Origin of the sequence: Psychrobacillus sp. FSL K6-2843 (genome assembly GCF_038626375.1) — a bacterium.
In the GTDB taxonomy this organism is placed as follows: Bacteria; Bacillota; Bacilli; order Bacillales_A; family Planococcaceae; genus Psychrobacillus; species Psychrobacillus faecigallinarum.
The window spans coordinates 2855081-2874893 of the sequence record NZ_CP152021.1 but is presented as its reverse complement, the minus strand read 5'-3'; the positions used below and the strand labels follow the sequence as shown (position 1 = coordinate 2874893).

17 protein-coding genes and 1 rRNA gene are annotated in these 19813 nt (G+C 38.1%); 11 read left to right on the top strand and 7 right to left on the bottom strand.

What is annotated here, in order from left to right:
• Positions 1–81: 81 nt before the first annotated feature.
• Positions 82–1317: an MFS transporter gene (locus MKY94_RS14560; RefSeq protein ID WP_151113355.1), complete on the bottom strand. Its 1236-nt coding sequence runs from the start codon at positions 1315–1317 to the stop codon at positions 82–84.
• A gap of 135 nt (positions 1318–1452) precedes the next feature.
• Between MKY94_RS14560 and MKY94_RS14555 the strand changes: the two genes are divergently transcribed.
• Together MKY94_RS14555 and MKY94_RS14550 are read left to right on the top strand one after the other, a co-directional pair.
• Positions 1453–2199 (top strand): peptidylprolyl isomerase, encoded by a 747-nt coding sequence (locus tag MKY94_RS14555; protein WP_342577281.1) that lies wholly within the window; start codon positions 1453–1455, stop codon positions 2197–2199.
• A gap of 18 nt (positions 2200–2217) precedes the next feature.
• Positions 2218–2445, top strand: coding sequence for a hypothetical protein (locus MKY94_RS14550; protein WP_144538608.1), 228 nt, complete (start codon positions 2218–2220; stop codon positions 2443–2445).
• A 48-nt stretch (positions 2446–2493) separates the two neighbouring features.
• Here the strand turns inward: MKY94_RS14550 and MKY94_RS14545 are convergent, their stop codons facing one another.
• Positions 2494–3660, bottom strand: a complete 1167-nt coding sequence (locus MKY94_RS14545; RefSeq protein WP_225216135.1) for a MalY/PatB family protein — start codon at positions 3658–3660, stop codon at positions 2494–2496.
• 76 nt (positions 3661–3736) lie between these two features.
• Here MKY94_RS14545 and MKY94_RS14540 point away from each other — a divergent pair, with 76 nt between their 5' ends.
• A complete protein-coding gene (locus tag MKY94_RS14540) occupies positions 3737–3997 on the top strand; it encodes a DUF1871 family protein (protein ID WP_144538606.1) in 261 nt (86 codons plus the stop codon).
• Between the two features lie 81 nt (positions 3998–4078).
• Here MKY94_RS14540 and MKY94_RS14535 read toward each other — a convergent pair whose 3' ends face one another.
• Positions 4079–4291, bottom strand: coding sequence for a helix-turn-helix transcriptional regulator (locus tag MKY94_RS14535; RefSeq protein ID WP_144538605.1), 213 nt, complete (start codon positions 4289–4291; stop codon positions 4079–4081).
• A gap of 132 nt (positions 4292–4423) precedes the next feature.
• Positions 4424–5761 (bottom strand): sodium-dependent transporter, encoded by a 1338-nt coding sequence (locus tag MKY94_RS14530; protein WP_144538604.1) that lies wholly within the window; start codon positions 5759–5761, stop codon positions 4424–4426.
• Between the two features lie 192 nt (positions 5762–5953).
• On the opposite strand from MKY94_RS14530, the gene MKY94_RS14525 reads away from it, so the two are divergent.
• From MKY94_RS14525 to yugI, 3 genes are all read left to right on the top strand, one after another.
• Positions 5954–6511, top strand: a complete 558-nt coding sequence (locus tag MKY94_RS14525) for a sigma-70 family RNA polymerase sigma factor (RefSeq protein ID WP_144538603.1) — start codon at positions 5954–5956, stop codon at positions 6509–6511.
• Entirely contained in the window at positions 6501–8213 is a 1713-nt protein-coding gene (locus tag MKY94_RS14520) for a hypothetical protein (RefSeq protein WP_340844668.1), read from the top strand. The genes MKY94_RS14525 and MKY94_RS14520 overlap by 11 nt, the downstream gene beginning before the upstream one ends.
• Positions 8214–8354: 141 nt before the next feature.
• Entirely contained in the window at positions 8355–8729 is a 375-nt protein-coding gene (yugI, locus tag MKY94_RS14515) for a S1 domain-containing post-transcriptional regulator GSP13 (RefSeq protein ID WP_340844667.1), read from the top strand.
• A gap of 63 nt (positions 8730–8792) precedes the next feature.
• On the opposite strand, the gene MKY94_RS14510 is transcribed toward yugI, so the two are convergent.
• Positions 8793–10103: a sigma 54-interacting transcriptional regulator gene (locus MKY94_RS14510; protein WP_340844666.1), complete on the bottom strand. Its 1311-nt coding sequence runs from the start codon at positions 10101–10103 to the stop codon at positions 8793–8795.
• 136 nt (positions 10104–10239) lie between these two features.
• Here MKY94_RS14510 and pruA point away from each other — a divergent pair, with 136 nt between their 5' ends.
• From pruA to MKY94_RS14490, 4 genes are all read left to right on the top strand, one after another.
• Positions 10240–11784, top strand: a complete 1545-nt coding sequence (gene pruA / locus MKY94_RS14505; protein WP_144538599.1) for an L-glutamate gamma-semialdehyde dehydrogenase — start codon at positions 10240–10242, stop codon at positions 11782–11784.
• Between the two features lie 77 nt (positions 11785–11861).
• Positions 11862–13055, top strand: coding sequence for an ornithine--oxo-acid transaminase (locus MKY94_RS14500; protein ID WP_144538598.1), 1194 nt, complete (start codon positions 11862–11864; stop codon positions 13053–13055).
• Positions 13056–13138: 83 nt separating this feature from the next.
• Positions 13139–14383, top strand: a complete 1245-nt coding sequence (locus tag MKY94_RS14495) for a Glu/Leu/Phe/Val dehydrogenase (protein WP_151113367.1) — start codon at positions 13139–13141, stop codon at positions 14381–14383.
• A gap of 75 nt (positions 14384–14458) precedes the next feature.
• Entirely contained in the window at positions 14459–15622 is a 1164-nt protein-coding gene (locus MKY94_RS14490; protein ID WP_144538596.1) for an iron-containing alcohol dehydrogenase, read from the top strand.
• Positions 15623–15774: 152 nt separating this feature from the next.
• Here the strand turns inward: MKY94_RS14490 and MKY94_RS14485 are convergent, their stop codons facing one another.
• Positions 15775–16770, bottom strand: a complete 996-nt coding sequence (locus MKY94_RS14485; RefSeq protein ID WP_144538595.1) for a cation diffusion facilitator family transporter — start codon at positions 16768–16770, stop codon at positions 15775–15777.
• 16 nt (positions 16771–16786) lie between these two features.
• Positions 16787–17509, bottom strand: coding sequence for an MgtC/SapB family protein (locus tag MKY94_RS14480; protein WP_144538594.1), 723 nt, complete (start codon positions 17507–17509; stop codon positions 16787–16789).
• A gap of 607 nt (positions 17510–18116) precedes the next feature.
• On the opposite strand from MKY94_RS14480, the gene MKY94_RS14475 reads away from it, so the two are divergent.
• Positions 18117–19670: ribosomal RNA gene (locus tag MKY94_RS14475) — 16S ribosomal RNA — on the top strand.
• Positions 19671–19813 lie beyond the last annotated feature (143 nt).

Here is a 19813-nt window from a genome sequence, read left to right as displayed (position 1 = left end):
CTAAGTAAACACCTAGTGAATATCTACAGGAAGCTACAAAAAAAGACTTTCGAATCGATTAATTCGAAAGTCTTTTGGTAATCAGTGTGCTTTTGCATGGAGTTCCTCTTCATGGAGCACTTCTTCAAAATCTTGAACTGGTTTCTTACTTGCGAAATAGATGATGAAGAATGCCAATAGGAAGAGGGCACCAGTCACGTAAAATACCGAAGAAATACCGATAAAACCACTAATAAAGCCCCCAAACATTGGACCAATGATATTACCGAGGAATCGGAAGCTTGTATTGTAGCCCATTAACTCGCCTTGTACTTCAATTGGCGCCTCCCGACGTATTAAGGCAGTGGTAATCGGTATTAGACCACCGGATGCAATACCAAATAGGAAGCGGAGCACCATCAGTTGCCACAGCTCTGTAACAAAAGCTTGTGGAACGATAAATATAAAAGCAATTAGTAAGAGAGTAGACAAAACTTTTTCGTATCCAATGGAATCTCCTAGCTTACCCCATATTCTCGCAAATAACAGACTTCCTACACCTGTCGCACTGAAGGTAATTCCTGCCAATAATGCAACTTCATTTGAATCGGTTAAATGAGAGACGTATAAAGAAAGAAGAGGCTGAATACTAAAAAGCCCAATTTGAATAAGGGAACTAATCATCAGCACGTTCAACATCAATCGGTGATGAAAAATCCCGGATACAACAATCTTTCTTGAATATTCATGCTCATCCTTGGGTTTTACTCGTCGCATCTCTCTAATTCCTAAAATAACCATGAATGCGGCTATAGATACAGCAGTTGCTGTAATGACGAACGTATATTGAAATCCAAACGTATCAGCCATAAACCCACCTATTACAGGACCGAATAACGTACCAGACACACTTCCCATTTGCAACGTCCCCATTGTTTTACCAGCAACTTCTTTTGGTGTTTGAGAGCTGATAAATGCTAAAGAGGTAGGGATAAAGCCGGTAACTACTCCCATGAATAAACGTAGGACAAAAAATGCCTCGACTGAGTTGATAAAGCCCATTAAAAAGACACTTATGGCAATACCAAAACCATTTATGACAAGGATTGGTTTGTAGCCATACTTGTCTGCGATTCTTCCCCAAATAGGCGACATAATAAGTGCTGATACAAAGGTTGCTCCAAAAACAAGGCCTGCCCATTTTTGGACATAGGCGTCTGTAAAGTCACCCATTGTATTAATATACAATGAAAGGAAAGGCATGATCATTGTCATCGTACTGGATACAAGAAAAATAGAAAACCACATGATTATAAAATTTCTTTTTTGTATGCTCATCGGAATCCCTTCTTTCTCTTGTCGCATACTACTGTCTTTTAGTATAAAACATTTCGGGTGACTAAGAAAGTTGATTGTTAGAAACTTTGTCACTGAAAACTACTTTTAGTTATGTTAAACTGTTTTGGGGTGATTATGTTGAAAAAAATAATTTTATTGAATTTATTTACACTACTTTTTATAACAGCTTGTGGAAGCGACTCATCCGATAAAGAAAAAGACGCTACTAAAGAGACAGCAGAACAAGAAACTGCTGTTACTACTGATACCCAACAAGAGGGAGAAATAATCACATATCCGCAACTTTCAACAGAAGTGGCTGAAAATGAAGCTTTAGTCCAAATGAACACTTCTTTAGGAACGATAAAAATCAAACTATTCCCAGATGAAGCACCAAAAACAGTGGAAAACTTTTTAACTAAAGCAGAAGAAGGATATTATGAAGGCGTTATTTTCCATCGGGTCATCGAAAACTTTATGATTCAAACCGGAGATCCTACTGGGACAGGAGCAGGAGGAGAAAGCATTTATGGTGAATCATTCGAGGATGAATTTGCTAATAATCTATTCAATTTAAAAGGTGCACTTTCTATGGCGAACACGGGTCAGCCGAACACTAACGGAAGTCAGTTTTTTATCGTCCAAGCTCCTCTACAAGAAGGAATCGTTGAACAGCTTAGAAAAGGCGGATGGCCGGAGGAAATTATTAAGGCTTACGAACAAAATGGCGGAACACCGCATTTAGATCAAAAACATACGGTGTTTGGACAGGTTATTGAAGGTATGGATGTAGTCGATGAAATAGCTAAAGTAGAAACTGGTGCAAACGATAAACCAGTAGAAGATGTCCTTATTCAGTCTATAGAAGTTATCCAAAAATAAAGTTAGGAAGTGTAGACTATGTTAAACTTTCTTTCATTAGGCTTTTTGTATTTATACTTTCCAGAGGATAAAACCGAATATATACCAGTAGTATTAGAGTTTATAATAGTATTTATTCTATGTGTGCTATTATTCCGTTGGTTTAAAAAGAAATCCGCTAGAGACGCTGCAAAAGCGAAAGAAATAGAAGAACGAGTATTACAAGCAAGAAAAGAAGAAATGGAAAAGAAGGTACCTTCTGAGTGAAGGCACCTTCTTTTTATATATTAGTACATAGCTTATTTTGCTCTAGTGCTAGGACAATGCATGTTTGAATCTCGAAACTCCTTCTTCTACTGTTGCTCTAGGACATGCCACGTTCATTCGAAGGAATCCATCTCCGCCTTCTCCATATTTAGTTCCAGGCTCTAATGCAAGTTTTCCCTTAGTTAATAATAGATTCATCATATCTTTCTCATTCAAGCCTGTCCCACGATAATCAATCCATAGTAAATAACTACCTTCTGGTTTAGAAATCTTAATGCCTTCTATAATTGATAATTGTTTAATGACATACTCCATATTACCTTCTATAACATCTATTAACTCTTCAAGCCATGGAGCTCCGTGTTCATATGCCGCTTGCATAGCAGTTAAGGAGAAGACATTCAGTCCCATGTCTCCACGTCTTGCAGCACTATTTTCTAATGCTTTTCGCAATTCATCATTAGGTACGATGGTAGCAGCACCTTGAATTCCAGCTAAGTTAAACGTTTTAGTTGGTGCAAAGAAAGTAATAATATGATCGATTTCTTCTGCTGCAACAAGTAGAGGAACATGTTTATTTGGTTTAAAGACAAGATCTGAGTGTATCTCGTCTGAAAGTATTAATACATTATGCATTTTACATAGTGAAGCCATCTTAGTTAAATCTTCCTTGCTCCACACTTTTCCTCCTGGGTTATGTGGGTTGCAAAGTATAAATATTTTTATATCCTGCTGTAAGCATTCTTCAAAAGCATCCCAATCCAATTCAAAGGAGTTACCTTTTTCCTTTAAGCGACAAGTAACAACCTCTCTTTCTAAAGTATTCGGTATACCTTTAAAGGGAGGATAAATTGGAGTGTGTACAAGTACTTTATCTCCTATTTCTGAGAAAGCCTCAACCACTTCGGCCATTCCTGGAATAACCCCATGACGTAAGAGAATCCATTCGTTTTCTATTTCTAGTTGGTGTTTAGTATATACCCAAGAAGATAATGCATCCTTCACTGCTTCAGGGGTAATTGAGTATCCAAAAACAGGATGCTCTAGACGCTTATGTATGGCTTGCTGTATTACTGGTGCTAAACTAAAATCCATATCTGCTACCCACATTGGAAGTACATCCGCATCATCCTCAATAGCATATACTTGTTTTAACATATCCCATTTCACGGAAAAAGTGTTACGACGATTAAAAATAGTAGAAAAATCTGACAAAATAAAATCCCCTTTCATTTTTAACTTATTGTGTTATTATAACCCTAACTAATAAAAGTAGTAAGGTGAAAAAATAATGGATACTATAGAGATGAATAGAAAAGCAGTTTGGTTACTTCAAGAGTGGGATCCTTTCAAGTTCGGAATTGATGCTTACGAAACAGAGATCGCCGATGTTGTAGCTTCTCTGCACGATATCGACCATCCTTCAGAGCTTGCTAGAAAAATTCAAGAAGTTTACGAGCATTCCTTTGAACAATGGATTCCACTAGAAAAATGCGTGGAGATCTCTTACAAACTTATTGCTTTAAAATATGAAATGAAGTGTATTATTTAATTACTCACTTCCTATAATGCTAGATAAAAAGAGTAATAACAAGAAAAAGCTTTCGATTCCAATGAATCGAAAGCTTTTATTTTACACTTCTTGCAGGCCGTCCATTAAGTTGGATGCAGGTACTTCTAATGCGTTAGATAGCTTTAAAATAGTTTGTGTTGAAGGAATTTCACTACCAGACTCGTACGCTTCCAATTTTCCAGCGCCGATTCTTGTTTTTAAGGAAAGTGTTTCTAAAGAAATATTGCGTTCTTCTCTTAGTTGTCGCAACTGCTTATGCAATTCTTTTTTCATGATTTCTGTCCACCTCTTTAAAAATTCTTCACATCTTATATCATATTATAGCACATTTTTTTTTGGAACTTGTTTTAATGTATTGTCAGAAAAAGTACAATTTTTAATTTACTAGCCTAAAGGATATTTGTCCTATTTAAGAACATTCATAACCCCTTGAATAAATACAATTAAAATTGCTACTGGTGCAGCATAGCGTACAATAATTCTCCAACCGTTTAAAAGAACAGCTCTAGAACCAATCTCCTTGGAAATGTCATCTTTAGAGAAGTGGAATCCAGCAAAAATTGATATAAAAAGTGCCCCTAAAGGTAAACCAATGCTACTAGTCAGGAAATCAGCAAAATCAAAAATCGACAAGTCTAGGATTTTAATATCTTGAAGAACACCAAAAGAAAGAGCACTTGGAATTCCAACAAGGAAAATTAAAAAGCCCGAGATCCAAGCAGCACGTTTTCTTCGATCATAATTCGACTTAATACCAATGGACACAACGATCTCTAACATACTGATGGAAGACGTTAACGTGGCAAATAATAACAGGATAAAGAATATTATTAAAAAGAATTGCCCGAAAATAATTTGTTCAAACACTGCTGGTAGAATGATGAATACTAATCCAGGACCAGCGTCTGGAGAAAAACCCAAAGCGAAAACTGCAGGGAATATTACGAGACCTGCCATGATAGAAATACCTATATTCAGTAAGGAAACACTAAGAGCCGAATTTCCTAAATTAGTTCCCTTTGGTAAGTAGGATGCATAGGTAATCATCCCAGAAACACCGACACTGAGAGAAAAGAATGCCTGACCCAATGCAAGCAGGGCAGTTTCCCACGTAAAATAAGACCAATCCGGTATTAATAAAAACTTAACTCCTTCAATAGCTCCATCAAGAGTCAGTGAACGTATGGCTAGAACCACAAAGAAGATGAGAAGTAAGGGCATCATCCACTTACTAGCTTTCTCAATTCCTCCCTTGATGCCTCCTGAAACAATCCACAAAGTTAAGAGTATAAATACTCCTTGTCCAATTAACACTTCCCAAGGATTTGATATGACCGTATTAAATAAGTCCTCATAGAAATTATCTGCACTCCCGTTTAAGCTAAGAGTAATAGAACGGAACAAGTAAGATAAAATCCAGCCACCAACTACACTATAAAATGAGAGTATTATAAACGAAAAGAAGAAGCCAGACCATCCGATTAAAAACCATGGCTTTTTAGGTGCCAATTTTTTAAATCCAGTTACTGCATCTGCCTGTCCCTTTCTTCCTATGATAAATTCAGCTAGTAAAATTGGTAATCCAATAAGAAGTGTACATAGGATGAAGAGCAATACAAAGACGCCACCACCATTAGTTCCTGCCATATAGGGAAACTTCCAAATCGCCCCTAATCCAATGGCACTTCCGGCCGCAGCCAATATAAATCCAATTTTCGACCCGAAGTGATCTCGAGTTTTCATATGTATTCCTCCTTCAACGCTTTAACGCTTTAAAGGGATAGTATACTATTTTGTTAATGAAAAATAAACGCTAAATCTATAAATGTGAATTGTTAATATGTGCAAGTAAGATAAAAGTATACAGATAGATGTAACATTTAGCTGGCATCTTTCGTATCACTTATAGCAAAAGAGAGAGAGCGGGGTGGAGCAATGGTTGAGAACGAATTGATCGAACTTGCACAACAGGGCGATCAGCAAGCATACGGGGAACTCATTCGCTTACATCATCGAACAGTAGAAAAATTTGCCTTTCAATGTGGAGTGCGAGTTCAAGATATACCAGATGTGACACAGGAAGTGTTTGTAAAATTGTATCGTTTCCTTCATCAATTTCAAAAGGAGCGTTTCACAACCTGGTTATATAAAATTACATTAAATGCAACAAGAGACTATTACCGCAAGGAAACGAAAGAAGCGCAAAAAGAGGTAAGGCTTCAAGGAGTATCGCCTGACCACTATATAATGAAGTCTGCCGAGGAAAAGGTCCTTGTTTTTGAGGAGGATCGAGAGCTCCATGTAGCAATACAATTATTAGATGAAAAATATCGCCATCCCATTATACTTTTCTATTTTCATGACATGTCTTATGAACAAATGGCAGATGTACTGAATGTTCCAATGTCTACCATTAAAATTCGATTATTACGAGCAAAGGGACATTTGAAATCGGCTCTACAAATTAGTGGAGGTGAAAACCATGGACGATAAAAAACTGGAAGTACGTTTGGAATTATTGAAAGATTCATATGAAAGAGTGCCTTCTTCAATAAATCCGGATGAAATACTAAAGAAAATGGTGAAAGAAAAAGAAACTAACCTAGATCATTCTAAAAAGAAGAAAACGAATTGGCAACGAATTGCAGTGTGGACTGTTAGCCTAGCAAGTGTTTTTGTTATAGGAATCCTTAGTGCTACACTTTTAAACGATAACCAAACAGGTAGTAAAATAAAAGAAACGACCATACTGGGAGATATTGAAGAATATGAAAAGAAATACGCAGAGGAGCGATTGAAGAGACAGAAAATACTAGAGATGGATGAGGATGATTTTAATGGCCTCGATTTTGTCATTTATGCAGATAATATTTTTGCTACTCAGATTAGTCCAGGCTCCCTCGAAGGTAAGAACGATGATATTACTATTGAAGAAGCTTACCATCAAGCAATACAAGGGTTAAAGCTTCCTTCTGAAATGATAGAAGAGGTTAAAAAAGGAAAAGTAATGAATTCTAACGAAAGCATGAAGTTTGTTGATGAATTCGTGACAAAAGCAAATATACTAATCACTCATTATAACCACATTTTATACAAAGACAGAGAAGCATTGAGATCTGCTGTTTTTGATGGGAAATTAAATAAGAATATGCTTCAGGCTAAAAGAGAAGAAATGCCGAAAAAAATTCAAACAATGTTGAAGGTATTACCTAAACAAGGACTAAATATTGAAGTAAATCAATCTGGTACAGAATTTTTTGTTCTTTATAATAGTTTAGCATTTAATCAGGATTTTAATGAAAAGTTAAATGATTATGCTTCAGGATATATTTTCTTACAAAACGTTATGCTAAATCAATACTCAGACAACAACTCCATGGGGGATGGTAATAATCTAGTAAGTAATTTAGTAAGTAATTTAAGAGGAATAGAGATTGTTCTCTTGAATACTGATCCATCTTTTAGCGTTCATACTAATCTTGAGACATTTTACTTTACTGGAGTAGAGAGCATGCTTTTAGGAGAGTACAATAGTGCACTTTTGGATGAAAACCAAAAAGTTAGGCAGGAATATCAACTAGCTTGGAGTTATTTAGCTGATACACCGGGAGAATCTCCAATTGCTACATTTATGAGAAAATTTTTGGACGTAATGGAGGAGAATAATTGGAAGTATACTTTCAACTATAAGGATTTAAATTTAGGGCAATTTAGAGATCTTTATAACCAAGCCTTAGAGGGTAATTTAGATTATGTGAAGCTGGATTGGGAAGCGATGTTATCTGAGAAAATATCGGCGAGTATGGAAGTGGCAAAAGAAGGAGATGTAGCTTATCTTTATAAAAGGTTTGGGGAAAGCTTCGACACAAAGCATTTACATGGGATTGGGCCTATAGAAATTGCTGTTTTATATGATTACGCTGAGGACCAACACAACCTAGACATGATGTGGAAGCTATTAAGTGATGATGTCAGATTAGAGTCAAGCAAAGGTTCCTTCTTTAAAAGTCCTGTAAGTTTAATTGCGGAATCATCTACTATGCTCTATTATCAGCAGTCAAAAAACCAGGTAGAGAACAGCGTACTAACTACTGTATTAGATCAAGGAGTTGAAGAAAAAATAAAATCCAATATACCCATGAGATTAGATGAGGATAACATTTGGCGTATTAATATCCCTCTGAGTGTAAAATAAGAAAGTTCGTGAAAGCTATTATTACACATTGATTTACAAAGGAAGTTGTCTTCATACACCTCAGTGATTTTTGGTCATATACTTTCTGATATGTTATAATTTAACATGACTATATCGTAGATAAGAAAGTAGGACGGCAATATGACAAAAACATTTAAGGTAGGAGATGTGGTTACTGGTAAAGTGACGGGTATTCAACCATATGGTGCGTTCGTTAGTCTGGATGAACAAACACAAGGTCTAGTGCACATATCAGAAATAACATATGGCTATGTTAAGGAAGTAGGAGAGTTTTTGACTGTTGGTCAGGAAGTAGAAGTGAAAATTCTAGAAATAGATGAGGAAGCAAGCAAAATAAGCCTTTCTATTCGAGAACTTCAAGAAAAACCAATCTCTTCGAAACGTGATGATAAGCCACGTAAATCACTTCAAGCTCGTGTCGATGAGCATGATGAAGAAGGCTTTAATACATTGAAGGAAAAACTAGCAGGGTGGATTAAACAATCCATCCAATAAAAAAGAAAAGGTGGAGAAGGATCAAATCCTTATCCACCTTTTCTTTTTTTATCATGTAAAATATTAAACTTTTCTTATTTTACGTAATCGGTACTGTAGATTCTGCCTACTCATTCCCAATGCCTCCGCTGCTTTGGTGACATTGTTATTGTATTTCTCTAAAGCCTTTTGTAAATAATAAGTTTCCGCTTCTCTTAAGTATTCGTCTAGAGGAAGGATATCTCTCTCTGGAGAAATGACAAAGTCCTCGGCATTTTTCATTGATCCATCCATATCCTGAATTTTTAATTTGAAATGGAGTGGTAGCATATCGAAACTTAATGTTCTCTCTGTTGTAATCATAGAAGTGATTTCGTCTAATAAAAGCTCCAATTCCTTTAAGTTACCTGGCCAGTCATAGGTTTTAAAAGCTTTTATTACCTGTGGATCTATGTCTTCAAGAGTAGACGCGTACCGATTTAAATGTCGCTGGAAGTAATCATGTATAAAGGGCATAATATCCTCTGTTCGTTCACGAAGCGGCGGAATATTAATAGTAATAGACGCAAAGTAATAATATAGCTCTTTAACCAACTGGTTATTATAAACTAGGTCAATCGGATCTTCTCCAATACTAGCTATATACAGATTGTGGTTAGAGCTATTTTCTTTTAAAATTTCAAATAATTTATTTTGTAAATCGATGGATAATAAATCTATTCTTTCACAAAATATAGTGCAGTTATGCAGGCTTTTTATTTCTTGTTCGAATTTATAAATTATTTGATCGTCCGCACTATAACAATAAAGCGTTATAAATTGCTCGTTTTGTGGAGAAAGCTGATGATGTATTGCTTCCGCTATTAAATCCTTTCCTGTCCCAGCTTCTCCAATAAGCAGGATAGGCATTCGTACATTAGCTGCTTTTATTGAGCGTTCCTTTACGTCCTTCATGATTTTAGATTCTGCTGTGATTGAGGAAAGTGTGATTGCCTCGTTATATCTCTTTAAAGGCTGAAATAATAGCTTTTCCAGAGCAGTGATATCTCGTGAAAATTCAATCGCCCCTATTAAGACACCATCTTCAAAAACAGGATATGTATCGTTAATAGTGGTGATTTCTTGACCATTCCTACTCCAATAGGTCTGTTTTACTCTTAGGACTGGCTTTTCGCTATATAGAACTTTTAATAAGGTACTTTCATGTTGTTCGAATTGAAAAAGTTCTAGGATAGAACGATCTTCTACATCCATCGAATTCAAACCTTCGATTTCTTTCATTTTTTCATTGTATATAATCGTTTTTCCCATTAAATCTATTGCATGAATGCCTACAGTGACTTGCTCTGTAGCGAATTTGTAAAAGGGGAGCAGCTTACTAAATGTACTGGTCAAATTAATCACCTCAAAAAAATATTTAACATTTTAGTTAATTTTACTTGAAAAACGCAACAATCTTTTGCATTATTATAAGTGAAGTAGTATTAGTAGTGCAAATTTTTTTTGCGCTAACATTTAAAGGAGGATTTACATGATACCTTATAAACACGAAGCATTTACAGATTTTTCAAAAGAAGAAAATAAAAAAGCAATAAAAGAAGGATATAAAATTGTTGACGCATATTTAGGTCAAGATTTCCCATTAATCGTTGGTGGAGAAAGAATTACTACTGAAAGCAAAATTGTTTCTTATAATCCAGCAAAAAAAGAAGAGGTAATTGGTAAAGTATCAAAAGCTTCTCAAGAAATCGCAGAAAAAGCACTTAAAATTGCTGATGAAACATTCAACACATGGAAAAAAGTAAAACCAGAAGTACGCGCAGATGTACTTTTCAAAGCAGCGGCAATCATTCGTCGCCGTAAATTTGAATTCTCCGCTTTATTATCAAGAGAAGCAGGGAAAACATGGGTGGAAGCTGATGTAGAGGTTGCTGAAGGAATTGACTTCTTAGAATATTATGGACGTCAAATGCTACGTCTTAAAGAAGGCCAACCTGTGGAAAGCCGTCCAGGTGAATACAATCGTTATGACTATATTCCATTAGGAGTTTCTGTTGTTATCTCTCCTTGGAACTTCCCATTTGCTATCATGGCTGGTACTACTGTAGCAGCTATGGTTGCTGGTAATACAGTATTATTAAAACCAGCTTCTACTACTCCTGTTGTTGCTTATAAGTTTGTAGAAGTTCTAGAAGAAGCTGGAATGCCAGCGGGCGTTGTTAACTTCATCCCTGGTTCAGGTGCTGAAATTGGTGATTTCTTAGTTGAACACCCACGTACTCGTTTAATCAGCTTTACAGGATCTCGTGACGTTGGTTTAGGAATTGTAGAAAAATCAGCTAAATTAGCTGAAAAGCAAATCTGGATTAAACGTACAATTCTTGAAATGGGCGGTAAAGACACAATCGTTGTAGATAAAGATGCTGATTTAGAATTAGCTGCTCAATCAATCGTACGATCAGCATTTGGTTTTAGCGGACAAAAATGCTCGGCTGGTTCACGTGCTGTAATCCTTGAAGATGTATATGACCAAGTAGTGGATCGTGTAAAAGAGTTAACGAATGAGTTAACTGTAGGTATTCCAGACGAAGATGAGCATTTTGTAGGTCCAGTAATCGATGCTTCTGCATTCAAAAAAATCATGAGCTATATCCCAGTTGGTAAAGAAGAAGGTCGCTTAATCACTGGTGGAGAAGGTGACGATTCAAAAGGTTACTTCATTCAACCTACTGTATTTGCAGATCTATCTCCAACTTCTCGCATTATGCAAGAAGAAATTTTTGGACCAATCCTTGGTATTTCTAAAGCAAAAGATTTTGATGAAGCGATTGAAATTGCTAACAACACGGAATATGGTTTAACAGGTGCCGTTATTACTAATAACCGCATGAACTTAGAAAAAGCGCGTGAAGACTTCCACGTAGGTAACTTATACTTCAACCGTGGATGTACTGGAGCTATCGTTGGATACCAACCATTTGGTGGATTCAACATGTCTGGAACTGACTCTAAAGCTGGTGGACCAGACTACATTCAACTTCATATGCAAGCTAAAACAACTTCCGAAATGCTTTAATATTTTTTAAAACAAATCTTATGAAATGGCCAAACAACTGGTTTGTCTGGCCATTTCATTTAATAGGGGGAAAATGAATGTCAGTATCTAGTAAAGTAATTGAACAAACAGAAAAATACGGTGCACACAATTACAATCCACTACCAATCGTTGTGTCTGAAGCTGAAGGTGTTTGGGTAAAGGATCCAGAGGGTAATAAATACATGGATATGCTATCTGCATACTCAGCTGTAAACCAAGGACATCGTCATCCTAAAATTATTCAAGCGTTAAAAGACCAAGCAGATCGTGTTACTTTAACTTCTCGTGCGTTCCATAACGACCAGTTAGGTCCATGGTATGAAAAAGTAAGTCAATTAACGAAAAAAGAAATGGTTTTACCGATGAATACAGGAGCTGAAGCTGTAGAAACAGCATTTAAGGCTGCTCGCAGATGGGCGTATGATGTAAAAGGTGTTGCTGATGATCAAGCAGAAATCATTGCTTGTAACGGTAACTTCCACGGCAGAACTATGGGAGCGGTTTCTTTATCGTCAGACCCAGAATACAAACGTGGATTCGGACCAATGCTTCCAGGGATTAAACTAATTCCTTACGGGGATATTGAAGCACTTAAGCAAGCAATTACTCCAAACACAGCTGCATTCTTAATCGAACCTATCCAAGGCGAAGCTGGAATCATTATTCCTCCAGAAGGATTTATGAAGGCTGCACGTGAATTATGTCGAGAAAATAATGTATTATTTATCGCAGATGAAATTCAAGCTGGATTATGCCGCACAGGTAAAATGTTTGCATGTGAATGGGAAGATATCGATCCGGATATGTACATCTTAGGTAAAGCACTAGGCGGAGGAGTATTCCCTATCTCATGTATAGTAGCTAACCGTGATGTTCTAGAAGTATTTAATCCAGGTTCACATGGCTCTACTTTCGGTGGTAACCCTATGGCTTGTGCTGTTTCTCTTGCTGCACTTGACGTGTTGATTGACGAGAAGCTTGCTGATCGTTCATTAGAATTAGGAAATTATTTTATGGATGCTTTAAGAGACATTAATCATCCTTCTATTAAAGAAGTACGTGGTCGTGGTTTGTTTATCGGTATGGAATTGACTGAAGCAGCAAGACCTTATTGTGAAGAACTAAAAGAACTAGGATTATTATGTAAAGAAACTCACGATACAGTTATCCGTTTCGCACCACCTTTAATCATTACAAAAGAGGAACTTGACTGGTCAATTGAGAAAATTAAAAAAGTATTTACAATTTAACTAATTGTTTCCCAATTTGTAAATGAATTGTGTTACAATAATCTCCGATGAAATCATTATGAATTAAAGAGGCGAAATAATAAATGGCTGAAAATCTAAACCTGTTCACATCAACGCAGGCTGTCATTAAAGAGGCTTTGCAAAAATTAGGCTACGACGATGCAATGTATGACTTGTTAAAAGAACCACTTCGTATGTTAGAGGTAAGAATTCCAGTAAGAATGGATGACAATACTGTTAAAGTATTTACTGGTTACCGTTCCCAACATAACGATGCAGTCGGACCAACAAAAGGTGGAGTTCGTTTTCACCCAGGTGTAACTCCTGAAGAAATGAAAGCACTTTCTATGTGGATGACATTAAAAGCTGGAATTGTTGACCTTCCGTATGGTGGAGGTAAAGGTGGGGTTGCTTGTGACCCACGTGAGATGTCTATGGGAGAAATCGAGCGCCTAAGTCGTGGATATGTTCGTGCAATTAGTCAAATTGTCGGACCAACAAAAGATATCCCTGCTCCAGACGTTTTCACAAATGCGCAAATTATGGCATGGATGATGGATGAATATAGTCGTATGGACCAATTCAACTCACCAGGATTTATCACGGGTAAACCTTTAGTTCTTGGTGGATCTCAAGGTCGTGACCGTGCAACTGCACAAGGTGTTACTATTATTATTAATGAAGCAGCGAAGAAACGCGGCATTGATATGATGGGTGCTAGAGTGGTTATCCAAGGTTTCGGAAACGCAGGAAGCTTCCTTGCTAAGTTCTTGAGCGATCAAGGTGCAAAAGTAATTGGTATTTCTGATGCTTACGGTGCTTTACATGACCCTAATGGCTTAGATATAGATTATTTATTAGATCGCCGTGATAGCTTTGGAACTGTAACGACTTTGTTTGAAAATACTATTTCTAATGAAGAATTATTAGAATTAGATTGTGATATTTTAGTGCCTGCTGCTATCGAAAACCAAATTACTTCTGATAATGCTCACAACATCAAAGCTAATATAGTAGTAGAAGCAGCAAATGGTCCAACTACTACAGAAGCTACTAGAATTCTATATGAAAGAGGAATCCTATTAGTCCCTGACGTATTAGCTAGTGCTGGTGGGGTAACTGTATCTTACTTTGAGTGGGTACAAAATAACCAAGGCTACTACTGGACAGAAGAAGAAGTTAACGACAAGTTAGTGAAGAAAATGGTAGATGCATTTGAGAATATTTATGAAGTAGCTACTACTCGTAATATCGATATGCGTTTAGCTGCATATATGGTTGGTGTACGCAGAACTGCTGAAGCTTCACGCTTCCGTGGATGGGTATAACCCGATAAGTTGAACCGCTTGTATTTTACAAGCGGTTTTTTATATGATGAAAAGGTAAAGAAAGGGGATTAACATATGAATGCATTTTCTTTTTATAATCCGGTCAAACTGATTTTTGGTAAAGGTCAACTAGCAAAGCTTCCTACTGAGCTTTCTGTATTCGGTAAAAAGGTATTGGTAGTATACGGCGGCGGAAGCATTAAAAAAAATGGTTTATACGACGAAGTAATGAATTATTTAAATGAGGCAGGTATGGAAATCTTTGAACTGTCAGGAGTAGAGCCAAATCCAAGACTATCTACTGCAAAACGAGGAGCAGATCTTTGTAAGGCAGAAGGAATTGAAGTAGTACTTGCAGTCGGAGGTGGGTCTGTAATAGACTGCACGAAGCTTATTGTTGCTGCTGCTAAGTATGATGGGGATCCATGGGACTTAGTTACACGTAAAGCCTTCCCAGAAGAAGCACTACCTTTTGGTACTGTTTTAACTTTAGCCGCAACTGGCTCCGAAATGAACTCAGGTTCGGTAATTACAAATGAAGAAACGTTAGAAAAATACGGCTGGGGGAGCCCGCTAGTTTTCCCTAAATTCTCTATATTAGACCCAGTGAACACTTTCACAGTTCCTCTAGACCAAACGGTTTATGGGATTGTTGATATGATGTCTCATATGTTTGAGCAATATTATCATAATGCGACTAACACACCTCTTCAAGATGAAATGATTGAGGGCGCTCTACGTACAGTTATAGATGCTGCTCCTAAACTAATTACCGACCTAGAAAACTATGAATTAAGAGAAACTATCCTATTTGCGGGAACTCTAGGCTTAAATGGTTTTCTACAAATGGGTTATAACGGTGATTGGGCGAGCCATAACATTGAACATGCTGTCTCAGCTGTGTATGACATTCCCCATGCAGGCGGATTGGCAATTATTTTCCCGAGATGGATGCGACATAATCTTAAAGTAAATCCAGAGCGCTTTGCAAAGCTTGCTACTAAAGTCTTCCATGTGGATCCTTCAGGTAAGACGCCGGAGGAAATTGGTTTAGAGGGTATTGAAAGATTATCTTCTTTCTGGGCTTCGTTAGGGGCACCTGTGAACCTATCTGATTATAAAATTGATGACTCACAAATCGACTTAATGGTAGAAAAAGCAATGGCACGTGGTGAGTATGGCAATTTTAATAAGTTAAATGCAGAAGATACAAAAGCTATATTAACAGCTTGTCTGTAAGACTGCGGTTGAGTTTTTATCTTTTTTCATCAATAAAAAAGTGAATTTTAAAAGGCAAGAATGCTGTTAACCCAACATTCTTGCCTTTATTATGTTAAATCATAGCTTGACATACAACCTCTTATATAAAAGAGTAATACTTAATGGAAGATTTATTTCTTGTCATTTGTTTTTAAAACTGTTTTTGAATCTTTATGATGATTCCACGTTTTAACTCCGTCGTCCTCGTCAAAGGAGATAGTCACATCGGATACTCCTTGTTGGCTTAGTATTAAATCCTTTAAAACATCATGAATATCATCTACTGTTGCAAAGGATAGCGAAGCGTCTATTTCAGCTACTAGAGTAACGTGAAGAAACTCTCCTTCTTTTATTACCTCTAGCTCTTGAATATCTTTTACTTCCTTTACATCAGAAACAAGATGCGCAATATGAACGAGCATTTGTTCATCTGTTTCCCCAAGAGCGCCTCGTGCATTATCTAAGAATACTTTACCTACTACGTAAAACATCATTAGTCCGATAAGGATAGAAGCAATACCTTCTGCTTGTAAAAATCCTGTGAAATGAGAGATCAGAACTGCTACAAAAGCTAAAATACCACCAGAAGTTGCAACTAAATCCTCCATAAATACAAGTTTTGTAGCTGGTTTTGCTCTTTTTAAATGTGCAAAGCTCGTAGTAAGCGGAGCTAAAACAGATCCTTTTATGCCAACTTCATGCAAGATTTCTTTTCCTGCTTTGTATAAAACCGCAAATTCAAGGATTATCGCAATCCCAAGAACGGTTAAACTAATTGCAAGCCCTCCAGATGCTACAGGATGTTGGATATGATGCCATCCTTCTTTGATCGTTTCATATGAGAGGATTCCTACAAGTATTACTGCACCTAAACAAACAAGATTGACCAATCGTCCAAAGCCATTTGGAAACTTAGGAGTTGGCGCCTTTTTAGAAAGTGCTGATCCTATAAACACAAAAAACTGGTTAGCTGCATCCCCGATGGAATGCATCATTTCTGCAAACATAGCTACGTTTCCAGTTAGAAAAAATGCTCCGCCTTTTAATGCTGCTATTATTGTATTTACAATTGCTGCAATCAAGGATGGTTTGTTACCACCCTTTAATAAAGTAAAAAACTGTCCCATATAATTACTCCTTTTGTTAAATAGATTCTAATTCAAGAGTTTCGATAAATTCTAAATTTGCTATCGAATGATAAAATTCTACCGTATTCTTTTTAGTAAGTATAGACAAACGAATATGAAGCTCATGCTTGATTTCATCATTCTCTAATGGAATGTCTTTTATTCGAATGCTATCAATATAAAAGCCTTGGTCTTTTAAGTGATAATACATTTTAGAAATGTTTTCTTGCTCTGAAACAATTACCTTCAATGATAACTCTTTCGATCTTAATCGCTTTGGACCTATTTTAGATAAGAGGGGAGGGATTACTTCTATACCTATTAGTACAATCACAACAGATAAGGATGCCTCCAAATAAAATCCTGCTCCCACAGCAATCCCAATTCCCCCAGCTCCCCAAATCATGGCTGCTGTTGTTAGACCACTTATGCTATCATTTCCTTTACGAAGGATAACCCCGGCCCCTAAAAAACCGATTCCGCTAACAATTTGAGCTGCTAACCGTAAAGGATCCATGGTTATATTGACTCCGTCGTGTCCAGTATGAGCCTTATATGCCGATTCGATAGATATGTATGTGAGCAAGCAACTAAATGTGGCTATAACGATACTTGTTTTTAGACCAATGGGTTTTTTCTTCAGTTCTCTTTCAATCCCAATAACTAAACTTAGGATTGCCGCGAAACTTAATTTTATTAATATCTCGCCATATCCATTTAAATAGGGAACCCAGTCCAAGGATGTTCCTCCTTTCTATTAAGTTAGTAAAGAATATGTGGAAATTTAAATCTTATACTTACATACCCATTTTTCTATTTAATATCACCCTGTTCTGAATTAATGAAGAATATTATAGTAAGTAAGGCTAAAGCTATTTAAAACTATCCTTTATTAAATAATTTAATAAAAATCATATTAAATATAAAAAAAGGTATTGCTTTTTGTTTCTCTACGTTGTATATTAATACTTGTCCTTCGGAACAAGCGACAAACTACTTGAAAGAAAATAAAAAAAGTGTTTGACAGCGAATCTGAAATGAGTTATACTAATAAAGTCGTCAAAAACAAAACGACGCGATGAACATTGAAAACTGAACATGCAAAACGTTAAGAAATACAGCGTTCAACAAACTTCGGTTTGATTGACGCAAAACAATTTTGACATCATTTAATGATGATGCCAGCAAAACAAAATGAGCTTTTAAACTAGTTCTATTTTTTCTGGCTGACGAGACGTAGTGCAGTGCTAGGAAGCAAGTGAGCGAGGGAAGGAGCGTACTAACGTACGTGACTGACTGAGTAAGCGAAGCTGACAACGCAATGCGCTGTGTATCGCCAGCCGGCTATTATGGAGAGTTTGATCCTGGCTCAGGACGAACGCTGGCGGCGTGCCTAATACATGCAAGTCGAGCGAATGATGAAGAAGCTTGCTTCTTCTGATTTAGCGGCGGACGGGTGAGTAACACGTGGGCAACCTGCCCTGTAGATTGGGATAACTCCGGGAAACCGGGGCTAATACCGAATAATCCATTTCCTCACATGGGGGAATGTTAAAAGACGGTCTCGGCTGTCACTACAGGATGGGCCCGCGGCGCATTAGCTAGTTGGTGAGGTAACGGCTCACCAAGGCGACGATGCGTAGCCGACCTGAGAGGGTGATCGGCCACACTGGGACTGAGACACGGCCCAGACTCCTACGGGAGGCAGCAGTAGGGAATCTTCCACAATGGACGAAAGTCTGATGGAGCAACGCCGCGTGAGTGAAGAAGGTTTTCGGATCGTAAAACTCTGTTGTGAGGGAAGAACAAGTACGAGAGTAACTGCTCGTACCTTGACGGTACCTCATTAGAAAGCCACGGCTAACTACGTGCCAGCAGCCGCGGTAATACGTAGGTGGCAAGCGTTGTCCGGAATTATTGGGCGTAAAGCGCGCGCAGGCGGTCCTTTAAGTCTGATGTGAAAGCCCACGGCTCAACCGTGGAGGGTCATTGGAAACTGGGGGACTTGAGTGCAGAAGAGGAAAGCGGAATTCCAAGTGTAGCGGTGAAATGCGTAGAGATTTGGAGGAACACCAGTGGCGAAGGCGGCTTTCTGGTCTGTAACTGACGCTGAGGCGCGAAAGCGTGGGGAGCAAACAGGATTAGATACCCTGGTAGTCCACGCCGTAAACGATGAGTGCTAAGTGTTAGGGGGTTTCCGCCCCTTAGTGCTGCAGCTAACGCATTAAGCACTCCGCCTGGGGAGTACGGTCGCAAGACTGAAACTCAAAGGAATTGACGGGGGCCCGCACAAGCGGTGGAGCATGTGGTTTAATTCGAAGCAACGCGAAGAACCTTACCAGGTCTTGACATCCCGCTGACCGGCCTAGAGATAGGCTTTTCCCTTCGGGGACAGCGGTGACAGGTGGTGCATGGTTGTCGTCAGCTCGTGTCGTGAGATGTTGGGTTAAGTCCCGCAACGAGCGCAACCCTTGATCTTAGTTGCCAGCATTCAGTTGGGCACTCTAAGGTGACTGCCGGTGATAAACCGGAGGAAGGTGGGGATGACGTCAAATCATCATGCCCCTTATGACCTGGGCTACACACGTGCTACAATGGACGGTACAGAGGGTCGCAACCCCGCGAGGGTGAGCTAATCCCATAAAACCGTTCTCAGTTCGGATTGTAGGCTGCAACTCGCCTACATGAAGCCGGAATCGCTAGTAATCGTGGATCAGCATGCCACGGTGAATACGTTCCCGGGCCTTGTACACACCGCCCGTCACACCACGAGAGTTTGTAACACCCGAAGTCGGTGGGGTAACCCTTTTGGGAGCCAGCCGCCGAAGGTGGGACAGATGATTGGGGTGAAGTCGTAACAAGGTAGCCGTATCGGAAGGTGCGGCTGGATCACCTCCTTTCTAAGGATATATTCGGAATACAGATCTTTATCTGTATCTTAACGTTTTGCAGTTCAGTTTTGAGTGTTCATTTTTATGATGAACATTTATACTTGCTCCTGCGATTACTCGTCGCAAAGGAACAAGCCCTTTGTTCTTTGAAA